17 protein-coding genes are annotated in these 14,853 nt (G+C 34.9%); 15 read left to right on the forward strand and 2 right to left on the reverse strand.

Going from position 1 to position 14,853, the window contains the following annotated elements:
* Positions 1–20: 20 nt before the first annotated feature.
* Positions 21–329 carry a TusE/DsrC/DsvC family sulfur relay protein gene (locus ESU54_RS03535; protein WP_111843765.1) on the reverse strand — a complete coding sequence of 103 codons (309 nt, stop codon included), beginning with the start codon at positions 327–329 and terminating at the stop codon, positions 21–23.
* 11 nt (positions 330–340) lie between these two features.
* Positions 341–1,573 carry a type III sulfide quinone reductase, selenoprotein subtype gene (gene sqr, locus ESU54_RS03540; protein WP_111843766.1) on the reverse strand — a complete coding sequence of 411 codons (1,233 nt, stop codon included), beginning with the start codon at positions 1,571–1,573 and terminating at the stop codon, positions 341–343.
* 279 nt (positions 1,574–1,852) lie between these two features.
* On the opposite strand from sqr, the gene ESU54_RS03545 reads away from it, so the two are divergent.
* The 15 genes from ESU54_RS03545 (at position 1,853) to ESU54_RS03610 (ending at position 14,798) form a co-directional block, all read left to right on the forward strand.
* Entirely contained in the window at positions 1,853–3,184 is a 1,332-nt protein-coding gene (locus tag ESU54_RS03545; RefSeq protein WP_111843767.1) for an OmpP1/FadL family transporter, read from the forward strand.
* 546 nt (positions 3,185–3,730) lie between these two features.
* A complete protein-coding gene (locus tag ESU54_RS03550; protein WP_111843768.1) occupies positions 3,731–5,404 on the forward strand; it encodes a tetratricopeptide repeat protein in 1,674 nt (557 codons plus the stop codon).
* Positions 5,405–5,441: 37 nt separating this feature from the next.
* Complete coding sequence (locus ESU54_RS03555) at positions 5,442–5,939, forward strand: nuclear transport factor 2 family protein (RefSeq protein WP_146743971.1); 498 nt, start codon at positions 5,442–5,444, stop codon at positions 5,937–5,939.
* 383 nt (positions 5,940–6,322) lie between these two features.
* Positions 6,323–6,466 carry a hypothetical protein gene (locus ESU54_RS17770; protein WP_170253256.1) on the forward strand — a complete coding sequence of 48 codons (144 nt, stop codon included), beginning with the start codon at positions 6,323–6,325 and terminating at the stop codon, positions 6,464–6,466.
* Positions 6,467–6,658: 192 nt separating this feature from the next.
* On the forward strand, positions 6,659–6,862 hold the full coding sequence (locus ESU54_RS03560; protein WP_111843770.1) for a hypothetical protein: 204 nt from the start codon (positions 6,659–6,661) through the stop codon (positions 6,860–6,862).
* A gap of 14 nt (positions 6,863–6,876) precedes the next feature.
* A complete protein-coding gene (locus tag ESU54_RS03565) occupies positions 6,877–7,191 on the forward strand; it encodes an HPF/RaiA family ribosome-associated protein (RefSeq protein ID WP_111843771.1) in 315 nt (104 codons plus the stop codon).
* 374 nt (positions 7,192–7,565) lie between these two features.
* A complete protein-coding gene (locus ESU54_RS03570; RefSeq protein ID WP_111843773.1) occupies positions 7,566–8,060 on the forward strand; it encodes an SRPBCC family protein in 495 nt (164 codons plus the stop codon).
* 52 nt (positions 8,061–8,112) lie between these two features.
* The gene (locus ESU54_RS03575) at positions 8,113–8,913 is read left to right on the forward strand and encodes a hypothetical protein (protein ID WP_111843774.1); all 801 of its coding nucleotides are present in this window, start codon (positions 8,113–8,115) and stop codon (positions 8,911–8,913) included.
* Between the two features lie 115 nt (positions 8,914–9,028).
* Complete coding sequence (locus ESU54_RS03580; RefSeq protein ID WP_111843775.1) at positions 9,029–9,445, forward strand: DUF6326 family protein; 417 nt, start codon at positions 9,029–9,031, stop codon at positions 9,443–9,445.
* Positions 9,415–10,152, forward strand: coding sequence for a DUF4386 domain-containing protein (locus tag ESU54_RS03585; protein WP_235004546.1), 738 nt, complete (start codon positions 9,415–9,417; stop codon positions 10,150–10,152). The genes ESU54_RS03580 and ESU54_RS03585 overlap by 31 nt, the downstream gene beginning before the upstream one ends.
* Positions 10,153–10,445: 293 nt before the next feature.
* Positions 10,446–11,195 (forward strand): type VI secretion system tube protein Hcp, encoded by a 750-nt coding sequence (locus tag ESU54_RS03590; RefSeq protein ID WP_111843777.1) that lies wholly within the window; start codon positions 10,446–10,448, stop codon positions 11,193–11,195.
* 491 nt (positions 11,196–11,686) lie between these two features.
* Positions 11,687–12,598 (forward strand): DUF5996 family protein, encoded by a 912-nt coding sequence (locus tag ESU54_RS03595; protein WP_111843779.1) that lies wholly within the window; start codon positions 11,687–11,689, stop codon positions 12,596–12,598.
* A gap of 78 nt (positions 12,599–12,676) precedes the next feature.
* On the forward strand, positions 12,677–13,264 hold the full coding sequence (locus ESU54_RS03600; protein WP_111843780.1) for a 2OG-Fe(II) oxygenase: 588 nt from the start codon (positions 12,677–12,679) through the stop codon (positions 13,262–13,264).
* Positions 13,265–13,313: 49 nt separating this feature from the next.
* Positions 13,314–13,745 carry a GNAT family N-acetyltransferase gene (locus tag ESU54_RS03605; RefSeq protein WP_111843781.1) on the forward strand — a complete coding sequence of 144 codons (432 nt, stop codon included), beginning with the start codon at positions 13,314–13,316 and terminating at the stop codon, positions 13,743–13,745.
* A gap of 423 nt (positions 13,746–14,168) precedes the next feature.
* A complete protein-coding gene (locus ESU54_RS03610; RefSeq protein ID WP_235004547.1) occupies positions 14,169–14,798 on the forward strand; it encodes a hypothetical protein in 630 nt (209 codons plus the stop codon).
* Positions 14,799–14,853 lie beyond the last annotated feature (55 nt).

Below are 14,853 nucleotides of genomic sequence, written 5' to 3' on the forward strand. Positions count from 1 at the left end.
AATGTTTTGCTTTTATTTTATTAAATACAGCTCTTTGGTTTTGGTACACCGGCTATTTTAGTTGATATTTTTAATGGTCCACCAGGGAACAGATTGTAAAATTCCTTGATATCTATTATCCCACTTTTTTTAATACCTCTTATAGATAAGGCAACGTCGCTTTTAACTTGTTCTTGAATCCAATTAAGTACTTCCCAGTGCTTATCAGTTAATTCAATATTGTTCTCTTTAGCTATTTCTTTAGCTATTTCCTTGTTCCATTGAGATAGATCTGTTAAATAACCATCTTCTGTAACATCTAATCTACTTCCTGCTATGTTTAAATCCATAATAATTGTTTTTAATTAATTTTTTTTCCTTTTAAACTCATATTTCTACTTACCATTGGTATAGGTATTCCCTTTAAAAGCATATTCCAATAAATCCACCTAAAGGCTAATTTACCCCAATGATTGAAAATACTTTCTTTTAAAAGCTTTAGAGGGCCAATACCAGCAATTGGAAAAGTACCTTCTAATGGTTCATATTTGTAATTGAAATCAATCAACAATGCTTTGTTATTGCCGGTTTCAATAAAACAGTTTGCATGACCATCAAACTCTTCTTTTAAAGGTTTACCTGCTATATATAATAAAATGTTATCAGTTAAAGTTTCTGATGCAAAATGGGCAACAGAACCAGCTTTAGATGCCGGAACATTAGTAGCATCACCGATTACAAATACGTTTTCATTATCAAGCGATTGCAATGTGGTATGATGCGTAGGAACATAATTTAAATCGTCTCCCATTCCAGAGCGTTCAATAACTTCATCGCCCATATTGGTTGGTACCGTAACAAGTAAATCAAAGTCAACAGTGGTATCGCCATAATCAACAATTTGATTTTTCTCATTATCAACTCTTTCAATATTGAAGTCTGTAACAACCTTAATGTTTTTCTCTTTCATTAAATGGCTTAGAGCTGCTGTTGCTTTAGGTTTGGTAAATGCACCTCCAAGCGGAGTAACATAGGTTAGGTCAACTTTGTCTCTCATTCCTTTTTTTGTAAAATAAGAATCAGCTAAAAAAACAAACTCTAGCGGTGCTACAGGGCATTTAATAGGCATTTCGGTAAAGTGAACAACCATTTTACCGCCTTTCCAGTCTCGTAGTTTGTTTCGCAGAGCCAAGGAACCTTCATAGGTATAAAAATCGAATACGGTTTTATGCCAATTTTCCCCCTTCATTCCTTCAGTTTCTTGTGGTGCAATTTTACAGCCCGTTGCAACAATTAAAATGTCATATTGTAACGTTTCGTCTTCCAATTCAACTTTGTTTTCCTTCGGGAAAATTTGTTCAATTTTCTTCTGAATATAGTTCACGCCTTTGGGAATGAATTTTTTACCAACTTTTTTTACTTGATCTTCTGTGTAAATATCAAAGGGTAAAAACAAAAAACCGGGTTGGTAGTAATGTGTTTTATATTGATCTACTATAGTGATGTTCCAATCCTTTTTATCAAGTTTAGAAACTAAATGATTGGCCATCATGGTACCCGAGGTACCTGCTCCTAGAATGACTAAATTTTTCATAATTCATTTATTTGTGACAAAGTTAAGACGTTAGATTTACTCTTTTTATGATAAAAATCAATTTTGGGCAGATAAGCTAAAAGATCTGCTAATTTATATATTGAATAATGCTTAAACAATGAAAGAAAGTATGGAAATCGTAAATATTTTTAAAAGGGCTCGTGACTTTTGTCATATTTAAATAATTAATATCCAAATACCTTTATAGTGTTTAAATAAGATAATAACCATGTAGTTTTTGAAAAATTAAACTCAAATATTACAGCAAACCAAATAATTATGAAACCATTTTTCTTAAAATTATTGTACGTGCTTTTTTCAGTTTCAGCTATGGCTCAAACTGGTCACATTATGCAAGGTGTAGGGTCGGTTAATATGTCAATGGGTGGTGCTGCAACAGGACAACCATTAGATATATCAGGTGCTTTACAATGGAATCCTGCTTCAATTTCTACTTTTGATGGAACGATAGCAAGTTTTGATATTGGACTATTCTCCTCATCACCTACCTTATATTCAACAGTACCAGAATTTGACACTATGGGGCAACCTACAGGTAATTTCTTTTCTGGAGAAACTAAGGATGATAGAGGTCTTTCTCCTATGCCGGCTTTGGCAGTGGTTTGGGGAAAAGAGAATAGCAAACACACTTTTGGGGCGTCTGCATTCGGCATCAGTGGATTTGGAGTCACATTTCCCGAAAGTATGACTAATCCTATTAATATGCCTCAGAGTATGGGGGGATTTGGCGGTATTGAATCTGACTATATTTTATTGCAAATTGGCTTTACTTGGGCTTATGAACTAAGCGACAATCTTTCTATTGGTGTTGAACCCACTTTTAATTATGCTACGCTGGAGCTTATGCCAAATCCAACTGCAAATCCAACACAAGCAGGTTATCCATCAACAGATAAAGCTACAGCAACAGGTTTTGGAGGGCAAATAGGTTTATTTTATGATTCTAACTCTGGATTTAAAGCAGGAGTATCCTATAAAACGCCACAATCTTTTAGTGACTTTGAATTCGACAATACGTATTTAGATAATTCAACTGGTACTAATAAATTTAATATGGACTATCCAGCTATTTATTCCATTGGTTTAGGGTATTCAAAATCTGATTTTGATATTGCTTTAGATTATAGGTTAATAGATTATGAAAACACAGATGGTTTTTCTACAACAGGTTGGACTCCAACGGCATCAGTAAGTGGCTTTGGATGGCAAAATGTTTCAGTGATTTCTGCAGGTGTTCAATACAAGGGAATAAATAGATTACCTGTTCGTATTGGTTACACATACAGTTCAAACCCTATAAGTGATGAAGTTACATTTTTTAATATACCAGCAACAGCTATTATTAAAAATGCCTTCCAAATAGGATTTACTTATGAAGTTACAGATAAACTTAACTTAAATGCTGTTTACCATCATGGCGATAGTGGTGGAAAAACATCTGGTCAATTATTAAATCCAAATTTCATTCAAAACTATCCTCCATACGGAGCTATCCCTGGAAGCGAAGTGTCTTATGACATGACAACAGATTTATTAATGGTTGGATTTAATTACACTTTTAGAAAAAAGCAAGCTGAGAGTAACGACTGATAAAACTTTTGAAACATAAGTGTTTGAAAAAACATCAGGTCGAAATGAAAGATGAAGAATTTATGAGCATGCTGAATAAGGAAGTGCATCCTTCAGTAGCCAATGTATGTCTAGAATGGAACAAAGCCGATTAATACAAAGCCTATCGCTAAAAACGGTAACACATTAGTACAACCCCATACTATTTAAAAACCGAATATATATAAGCCGCTTTAAGCGGCTTTGTTTTTTTGTTCAGGCTTGCGTATAATATTGAGACCTTTTAAAAGAGTGCTTTACGTTTGTGGATGGACATTTTGGTTAGAAGAGTAGAATGAGGTACGAAGTACGAAAGACGAAGTAAGAGGTTTGAAAAGTTTGTTGGTTATATAATTATAGGAAAAGTATCGTATATACGTAACACCCCAACCAAATTGTAAAAAGTAATTTGGTAAGCTTTGTTTGGCAATGAAAATACCTGACTAAATTTTACTATTTTTAAAATTCATAAACACACTGTAAATCGGAGTGTTAGGCTAACCAAAAACGAACCATAAACCAGCTATCATGACAAAAAAAGTACTATTTATTTTATTACTGATTATAATAAACCCGGTCTTTGCGCAACATGATCACAGTGACCATGGTAAAGAAATAAATCATGTGATGGCATGTAGAAGTGGTGTAAATTATATTGAAAACCTGCCTGCGCCAAAACTTATGAGTGGTGTGGGGTCTTCAACATTAAAAATAAAAACTTCGTCAGAACTGGCGCAAAAATATTTTAGCCAAGGCGTTAGTCAGTTGCACTGTTTCTGGGACTTTGAGGCCTATAGATCCTTTAAGGAGGCTATTCGAATTGACTCTACTGCAGTGATGCCTTATTGGGGTATTCTTCACACAATTTTATTTATCGATAATGAAGAGTTTGATGCAGAAAAAGAAAAGGCTACAGAAAAGCTTAAAGCGCTAAGTGAAACTGCGGAAGGATATGAAGCAATTTATAGCAAAGGAATTTTAGATTTTGTTGAAACTGAAAATCCGGAAGGGTATTTAAAACAGTTAGAAAATATCGTACATCAATATCCTGATGATGTAGATGCAAAACTTTTCTTGGCATTGTTTAATATGTCTGGATACGATGAGCACATGGACCCTAAGAAAGGAACCATTTATAGTGAATATTTATTGCGAGATCTTCTTATTTCGAACCCAGAAAATCATGGGGTGCATCATTACTGGATTCACCAAATGGAAAACTGTTGCCCTGAAGAAGCCATTGCGAGCGCAGATAAGTTGGCAGCTTTAGCACCAGAATCAGGTCACATTGTTCATATGCCAGGACATATATATTATAAATTGGGCGATTACAAAAAGGCACATGATCAATTCATTATGGCTATGAAAGTAGACTCCACCTATATGGCCGATCAAAATATTAAAGAGATTGATAATTGGAATTACATACATAACCTTAATTATTTGTTAGCCAATTGCGCGCAAGACGGTCGCTATAAAGAGGGACTTTACTACGCAAAAAAACTTGAAAAAATGGTTGCCGTTGCAGACAGGGTTGACATGCACCGCGGAGCCTACTTTTATCAAGGAATAATTACCCCTCCAATTATGGAGATGCGTTTTGGTTTTTGGGACAAAGCGGTTGAAAAATTTGAAGCAATAACAGACAAAGACACCTTGTATGGAAGGGCCGCGATGGATTATAAAACAGCGCTCACTCTTTTTTCTTCAGGAATGCAAGCTTTAGCAAAGAATGATGTTAGCACAGCCAAAATAAAATTAGACCAACTAGACGCATTATTTTGGAGAAACTCCATATTGGAAGAGGACAAAGAAAAGTTAAATGAATTTCAATTGAAAACACTGCGCGTTACTTCAGTTGAATTAGAAGGGAATATTCTGGTTGCTGAAAACGACTATGAAAAAGGGATCCCTACGCTCGAAAAAGCTGTTAAAATGGAGAAAGATTTAGGCTATTCAGAACCTCCATATTATCCAAGGCCGACCTTATTAAGTTTAGCTGCTGCGTACATTAAAAAAGGGGAGTTTGAAAAAGCGGAATCTTGTTACGAAAAAATACTTGACAAACACCCTAATAGTGCTATAGCCTATTGGGGCCAAATGAAGCTTTACAAAGCACAGAAACAACAGGATAAATACGAAGGGATTAAGTCAAAATTTGATGCTATAACCCAATATGGTGATAAAGCTGTTTTTAAATAGAATGAACTACAAGCCTATCATAGCTAAAATCAAAAGTATGAAAAAAATGATTCCATTCATTTTAATTCTTTTTATCTCTGCATCTTGTAAAAAAGAATTTGATGAATCAGAAGCGAAAAAGAAGATTTTAGAATTGCATGATGCCCAAAGGGATTATCATTTTAATAAAGATTCAATTTCATTTGCAAACCAGTTTTCTGATAATTTTATAGCTGTAAATAAAGGAATGATTAGTATTCCTACAAAAGAAGAAACGATTTCTCGGTACAATAACTATTTCTCATCAGTAGTATTTATTAAATGGGATGATGTAGCTGAACCCATAATTAAGTTTTCAGACGATGGAAGTATGGCTTATACAATAGTTGATAAAATTGTGACTTTAACTTATAAAGATCAAATGGGAGATACTGTTCAAGAAAACACACATTTTGCTTGGACGGCAATCTATAAAAAATACGGTGAGCAATGGAAAATTGATTGTATTACCTCAACTGAAAAACCAGCAGCTAATACTAAAAACGAAGGACTATAATCTATATAGTTTATTTACCATCACTGTTGCGAGTGTTTTATTGCCCCCCGCTCCCACGCGATTGTATCGCATGGCAATCCAAAATTAGTAGTATTCCAAACTATCATTCAAAATACTGAAAAACTACCACATCCTGTAGCAGTCCATTTCTCCAGCATAATCCGTAGCACTGCTATATATTTCTAAACAGCTGTGTGTCAAAACGGCAACGTTGAGATGTTACAGCCATCTCTTCAAATAAAAAAAATAGCTAAAACGTAGGTTGCAAGTTTATGGTAATGGTTACGGTACTGCAAGATTTAAGTTCTTGGTTTTAAGACAGTATTGGCAATGTTTTAGTATTAGAGCCGTATACTGTCAATGTACATTTAAAAACCATAAATATGGGAATTATTGAAGATAGATTGAAATTTAGAAGAACAACAGAACAGACTAATCCAACAAATCCAACTGGAAATGTTAACCAACTAACCAACCACTTTGCGATTGATAAAACAACAATAAAAAAACAACAAAACAAAAAATGATTATTGCTTAAACTTTTAGAGAGTAACCAACAGAAGGCAACACAAAGCACATTAGCTGCACACGGTAATCTTTAGCTCACCAAAAAAGTTCAAAAAAGAAACGTCAAACAAAATGCCTTACAGGCTTAAAATAGAATTTATTAAAAGCAAGCTTACTTTAAAGCTGCTTTAATTTTTTGAAACATATAGACAATGGAATCTCAAAATAAAATTATTGAAAATATCCGATTGACCACCTTAAAAATTCATGAGGAGTATCCAGAATTGATTGATGATATGACCGAAGTATCCAAAACATTTCTATCGGACACGAAAAATGGAACAAACAACAAAAAACTAAAGGGGTATTTAGACTCCTTAGATGGCATCATAGAAACTTATAAAAAAGAACAATAAAAAACGATTCTAAAATGACAATACAAATAAATACAGATAAGACTATTTCTGGAGAAAAAAGAACGGAAGATTTTTTTACTTCTCAAATTGAGGAAGCCTTACAGCGGTTTGAATCTCATATTACTAGAGTAGAGGTTCACTTAAAAGATGAAAATGGAAAAAAGGATGGATTTAATGCTATTTCCTGTTTATTAGAAGCCAGACTTGAAGGCAGACAGCCCATCGCTGTCACTAATCAAGCAGACAGCATAGATCTCGCCTTAACAGGTGCTATTGAAAAAATAAAAACCGCTGTTGAAAGCATTCTTGGAAAGCTAGAAAAACATTAAAATTAATACAGCTAATAAGCACGGCATTCGTGTGGTCTATACGACCCAACAAGAATGCCGTTTTTTATGAACTAGTTGGTAGAAAAACTTAGTTTTGGTTTAGGCTTTTTTTAGGATGAGACAAAGACATAAAAATGAATTTAAAACAACTGTTTTCTTCCTCGTTACAGATAAAGTCCTGATTATAACCTTCAAAATCTTTAATAAACAGTTTAAAAAAATAGCATTTTTTACTATATTTGGTTTAAAACAAAGATATATTCTCCCCTTTATAACTAAAACCCAAGAACGGTTTGTGTTCTTGGGTTTTTATATACTACATAAAATTCTTTTACATACGCCTATTGCCAACAAGCTGAAAAACAGAACGAACTATGGACGATTACAATTGGAAAACCTTCACAAAGAAAATTGCTGTTAAGGCAAGTATTTCAGAAATATACAACGCTTGGACCATCCCTCAGGAAATTGAAAAATGGTTTTTGAGCAAAGCTGTATTTGAGAATGCAGCGGGCAAACAAATACCAAAGGACAAAAACATTGAAAAAAATAGCAGCTATCACTGGTCTTGGTATTTGTATGATACTGTAGAATCGGGAAAGATTATAGAAGCCAATGGGATAGACCTGTTGCAATTCACTTTTGCTGGAGACTGCCTTGTAGAAGTTAAACTTACTCAAGATCAGGATGATGTACTTGTGGAATTAACACAAAGTAATATTCCAACAGATAACCAATCAAAAAGAGGAATTAGGCTGGGCTGCGATTCCGGATGGTCGTTTTTCCTTGTCAACTTAAAAGCAGTGTATGAAGGTGGTATTGATTTGCGGAACAAGAATACGGCCTTAAAAGGAATGTTGAATAATTGAAAAAAGCAGCTACCCACTTCTTGAATCTTCTAATGCCTTAAACCAAAATCCAATGAATCAAATTACTTATAAACCTATTTGTTCTGTACAGGTTTTTCATTCCTATTTTGAGAACACCCTTATGCGTGGTTTAAATTTTACTCCCGCTGGTCATTTTAAAGAGATTATTGGGCAAATGGGCATCGTGCTAAAACAGACAGCAAATGGCTTTCAATTATTTGCCCCTACAGATGAAACTGTTTCTTCCTATTTAACGCAACTTAACAACACCTTCGGTATCACGGCCTTTGATTTTGATATTACTGTTCAAGACCCCTTGTTTTATAATTACACAGACCTTCCCTTAGACAGGATGGTTTCCTTGTCTTTTTCTAGCGCAGACACCCAAAATGAAACCGTTGGAAACCAAACAATACTCCATCCAAGCTTGAATGAAAGGGAGGATAGTAACCTTCTTGGCAAATTACATATCGCCTTTGATGATATACTGGCTTTAGCAACCAATGATGCCCCAATTCCCTTTGTTATTTCGTTTACCGTAAGAGCCACACAGTGGTACTATTATTTCATCAATACTAATTCACAGCCTCTAGATGGTTTACGAATAGCCAGTGATGCTGGGATTCAATTCAGCGATCCTATTGATGCTGTTTTGCCAAATGGAACAAAAGCACTTTTAATGACAAGTAATGTATTAATTCCGTTGTCTAATTATGGTAAGTATAGGTTCGATTTGCTAAATAATGATAAGATTATAATAAAAGGACTGCCAACTGCATCTCCAAGTCAAATAGGAATAGATAAAAGCGATGGTTCGCAATGGGCAACGTCAAGTATGTATGTTTATATATAGTTGAACTAAAAATGGGAGCCACAAGCTGAAAACAATTTACTAATAAAAACCTAGGCAACTATTTGCAGCGGTTTTGCGTCTTTATAATTAGAGACACTCAAAATTGAACTGCGTTATGTTGGAAAACCAAAAAGTAAACATCAAAATAAAACTTGCTGCCTTATGGGCCTCCGTAACCTTCTGCTACTTATATGGAGACTATTTTGAACTGTACACCCCAGGGAAAATAAATGGTTTACTTACGGGTGAAAATATATTGGACAGTCCCACCAAATTATTGATAGCAACCCTAATTTTAGCGATTCCCTCGGTAATGGTTGCGGCATCTGTTCTCCTCAAACCAAGCTTGAATAGAATCCTCAATATAGTATTTGGGATATTATTTACGTTAATGATGCTCTTTATAGGAATTAACTCAATGACCGAGTGGTATGGCTTTTATGCTTTTATGGCATTTTTAGAAAGTATCCTTACTTTTTTAATTGTTTGGAATGCCTTTAAGTGGCCAAAAAATCAAGATGCATCAGTATGAAATCAAGAAATAAGAAAGCTAGGGTAGCGGGGTTGTTATATTTACTGCTAGTGATAACCGGAATGATTTATCTTGTGTACATTCCTTCTCAATTAATAGGCGAGAGCGCAACAACAACAGTAGCTAACATACGAAATTCTGAATGGTTGTTTCGACTGGAAATTATAGTTGGTATCATCTCTTCTGTCATTTTTATATTTTTACCCTTGGCTTTGTACAGACTTTTACACGAAGTAAATAAAACCCACGCAAGCCTAATGGTGTTATTTGCTTTACTAAGCGTACCTATTTCTTTTGTAAACTTTCTAAACAAATTTTCAGTTTTAACCCTTATTACGAAACCAGAATATTTAGAAAAACTTGGAGAAAGCAACCTTCAAACCCAAGTGATGTTACAGCTTGAAAATTATAGCACTGGACTAACAGTTTTACAAGTATTTTGGGGTCTTTGGTTGTTCCCGTTTGGCTATTTAGTGTATAAATCAGGGTTCCTTCCAAAGCTCCTTGGTATTTTTTTAATGGCGGGTTGCTTTGGGTATTTAATAAACTTTTTTGGAGGTTTTCTATATTCAGGTTTCCACACAACGATTTTATCTGACATAACGGGAATGCCAGCACCCCTTGGTGAAATTGGAATCTGTTTGTGGCTTTTAATAATGGGAACTAATAAACTGAGCTTTGGAAAAACAGCAGTAGCAAAGACCTGAGGTAAAAAACAACTGTTGTCTTCATTAATTTTCAACCCCCAGCTAGCGCTCCTCCACTAAGCTTGTAACTATTTCAAATAAAATAGTTGTTCGTTCACTTGTCAATACTTGAATGGCAACGCAGATTTGTTTACGCACCTGACTATATAAAGCAATAAGAAGGGCAAATTCATTTAGAATTTTAATCTTCTTTTTTTATAATTTATAATTATTATTTAATGATGAATAGGGCATAATTTTTGATTGTATCGAGCTCATTACCAGAAAATTAAATAATTTAAACCTTAGAAATTATGAAAACAAAAATCATTACAATAGCCCTAGTTGCTATTACAAGTATCTCGAGTCATTTAGTTGCACAAGAAGTAGCTGCAAAATCGGCAGGATATGACTTAAAAAAAAATGTTAAGTGCCGAGTAAACCCCACAGAAACGGGATTTTCTATTATGTTTGAATATGATGCAAAAGCACCAATAGATGTTACGGTTAATCAGGCATCAGGAAAGAAAGGTTACGATTACTATAAAGCAATGTCAGAATACAGTGTAAATTCTTTAGATAATTCTGTTACGGAAGTAAAAAGCCCAAGAGATGCGACGAGTGGAATGGCAACGGGAAAAAGAATGCATGAACCAGTTCGCATAGAAAAAAAAATAGACAAAAGTACACCTCTGTTGGCTAAAGAAGTATCAAGTAATATAACAAATGAAGATTCATGGACAGTAGGACGATCTGATGGTGGTGTAGGAAAAGTTAGTATGCAAGATATAAGTTTTACAAAAAGATGTGCTGGTAATACAACAGTATTTTCGGTTGAAGATGGTGATTGTGTAATACCAACAGGGGATTGCCCAAACGGAGACTGTAAATTGAAGATAGAGTGGACTTGGAATGATGGTTCAGTTAGTCAAGAATCAGTTGCTGGCAGTAGTAATTCGGTTGATTTTTTATTAAAAATAGAGGACGGAGTTTGTACCGCAATGGCAATTAACGAAAAAGGATTGCCAGGTGATAAACCTAGAAAAACCAAAACCAAAAATTAAAAGCAAAACAGGAAGTTCTTTACTTCCTGTTTTCTTTTACAACAGAATCTAAAACTATAAAATATCAGTTTCTGTAAGTTGGGAATGGGTTTGATTTTAGCACAAATTGTTGCAGAGACTCATGGTGGAGATATAAACCATGTAAGCGATAAAAAAACGGGTACTACGAATAGAATTACTTTAATCAAACACTTCAACGAGCCAGGAAAGAAGCGTGCAAAACTATCTTTTGTAGTAGTAAACATTTAGTTTATAAAAATACCCTCGAGCATCACCAGTGTAATCTGTAATTGTTAAAATCTTAGAAAAAGATAAGTTAAATGCCTAACTATTATTACTATATTTGGTTTGATGCTTAGCACTTTATTCAATAATTTAATTTGAAACCCACGAACAGTTTATGTGTTCTTGGGTTTTATATTTTTGAAAGCATAATTATAAAAAACTAAAGCTTGGATTTATAGACATATGTATTATTAAAGATTGTAAAAATGGGAAATGAAAAGAACTGGCCAGTTTTAAATTTTGCAGAAATGCAAGACACCATTGAAACACTGCACCAATGGATTCAAATTGTTGGAAAAATACGTTTAAAGACGATGCCGTGGCAAAATCATTCTTGGCATACCACGCTTTATATAACCCCCACAGGCTATTCAACCAATGCAATTTCCTTTGAAGGGCGAATATTCCAAATAGATTTTAACTTTAAAACGCATAAACTGCTTATTCAATGTTCCAATGCCGAAACGGTGACGATGGACTTAAAACCCAGAACTGTGGCAAGTTTTTATGAAGAGCTTTTTGAAAAGTTAGCAAGCATTGGACTAGCAATTAGAATTCACGCAAGTCCAAATGAAATGGAGCCAGCAATTCCATTCGCAGAGAACGTGATTAACAAGGCCTACAATCCAGAGGTGGCGAATGCACTTTGGAGAGCTATGGTTAAAGTGAATGCCGTTTTTCTTGAATTCAGAAGTGAGTTTATAGGAAAGGCGAGTCCGGTACACCTATTTTGGGGCGCATTTGACTTGGCTGTTACTCGATTTTCAGGAAAACCCGCGCCGCTTCATCAAGGCGGCATGCCCAATATGCCTTTGGACGTAATGCAGGAAGCTTACTCACAAGAGGTCTGCAGTGCCGGGTTTTGGCCTGGCTCTAAAGATTCGCCTATCCCTGTTTTTTATGCCTATGCATACCCCAGTGATGCGCGTTTTGGAGAGCAGAAGGTTTTGCCGAAAGAGGCATTCTACAGCCCCGAAATGGGGGAGTTTTTCTTAAAATATGAAGATGTACAAACCTCAGATAATCCAGAAAAAAACTTGCACGACTTTTTACAAACAACTTATATAGCAGCAACCAAAACTTCTAAATGGGATAGAACTAGCTTAGAAAAGATGTAGAATACAATACCTTATCTTTTAGCTTACAACTTATTAATAATACCCTAATTTTAAATTTTTATAGAAACATTTTATTTTATGTCAATAAACTATTCATTTGGTCTTCCACTCAAACACAACTTTGCAGAATACGTATACTATCAAGGATTATTTCTCCCCCATGAAATAGATAACATACTAAGCTTTTGGGATGATGACAAAACAATAAAAGCAACTGTAGCTGGAGAAAGTGAGTATAGAGATGAGTTAAGGAAAAGTTCTGTAATGTTTATTGAAAACAGCAAAGACAATGATTGGATTTATAATAAGCTGGCAGGGCTTGCTGTTAATTGTAATAATGAAAGATATTGGTTTGATTTATTGGGCTTTCACCAGGAGTTGCAGCTTACAAGATATTCAACAGGCGATTTTTTTGAATGGCACTTAGATTTCGGTGCGGGAGAAATTTCAGCGCGTAAGCTAAGTATGACCATTCAGTTATCAGATCCAAATGATTATGAAGGAGGAGATTTACAGTTTATGATTAATCAGAACATAGTAAATGCCCCAAGAGAGAAGGGGACTGTAATAATTTTCCCATCATTTATTATGCATCGGGTTACCCCTATAACCAAGGGAACACGGCAATCAATTGTTGGTTGGGTTTCAGGCCCACCTTATAGATAATGTACTGCATGTTGTTTTGGAAAAGTAATACTAAAAACTTATAGAAAAAATGATTTTTAGAAAAGCATTAGCGGCGGACATAAAGAAAATTCAAATAGTAAGAAATGCTGTAACCGAAAATACACTGTCTAACCCTGCTTTAGTTACAGACGAGGATTGTTTGGAGTTTATAACAAAAAGAGGAAAAGGATGGGTATGTGAAATAGACACTAAGATAGTTGGCTTTTCGATAGTGGACTTACAAGAAAACAATATTTGGGCGCTATTTGTACATCCAAGCTATGACAAACAGGGAATAGGAAAACAATTGCAAAAGCTTATGCTGGATTGGTATTTTAAACAAACCAAAATGAATGTTTGGCTGGGAACTGCTCCCAATACAAGAGCTGAAAGTTTTTACAGGAAAACGGGTTGGAAAGAAATTGGAACACACGGAAAGGGCGAAGTTAAATTTGAAATGACTTATGAGAATTGGAAATGATGCGTTGTCTTCATTGTGAGCGCAGGTAGCACTCTCCTGCTTCAAACCCTCATTGCAAAAGCAGCGAGGCAATCTCATGAACCAACTCGTCATTGCGAGCGTAGCGTTGCAATCTCTGGAAGCTATTTGCCATCATGATTAAAACTACACCACGGCAGATTGCTTCACTTCGACTGCGCTCAGTACAAGGCAGTCGTGCCTCCTTCGCAATGACGAGGTTTTAGGCAGATTTATTAAGTTTATATTCGATTTGCTTCCTTTCGACTTTACTCATTACGGGCAGTCTCTTCTTTGGTTGTTCTTTCGCAATGACTTTGCAAATTAATTACTTTGAACATTCAAAGGGAATCCAACGCAATTAACTACCTTTCGGCTATGATAGAGCTATTAAAACGGCTGTTTATTTAGACCGTTGTGTGGTAATTGTTTAATAGAAATTTTAGTAAAGAAAAGTATAAAATGTGGTGGCAATATATATTAGTTTTTTTAGGTGCACTACTATTTGATATAGTCCCTTTTCCTTTCCCACCAGCATTTACAATAATGATGTTTTTTCAGATCATTTTTGAATTGAATGTGTGGTTAGTAATTATAATAGGAGTTGTTGGCTCGGTCTTGGGTAGATACATTTTGCTTTTATATGCTCCATTATTAGCAACTAAGTATTTAAAAGAATCAAAAAATAACGACATTCAGTTTCTTGGCGATAAAATGAGAGAAAATAAATGGAAGGGACAAGCGATTGTTCTTGCGTATTCCTTATTGCCACTTCCCACCACACCACTTTTTTTAGGGGCGGGCATTTCCAGAATAAAACCCATTTATATTATACCTGCATTTATCATAGGTAAATTTACGAGTGATAGTATTGCATTACATCTTGGTAAATACGCCTCAGAAAACATTGAAAGTATAATAGAGAATACATTTTCTTGGGAATCAATTGCAAGTTTAATATTAAGCTTAGTGCTTCTTTTCTGCCTTTTCTTTATAGACTGGCGAAAATTGATCCAAACAAAGAGGTTGGTGATAAACTATAAAATATTGAAGTAGAAGCATTATTCTAAATCATAGGACGCAATGTCGAGATAGAATAGCTGATTTACCA

The organism is Aequorivita antarctica, from assembly GCF_007997155.1.
Lineage (GTDB): Bacteria > Bacteroidota > Bacteroidia > Flavobacteriales > Flavobacteriaceae > Aequorivita > Aequorivita antarctica.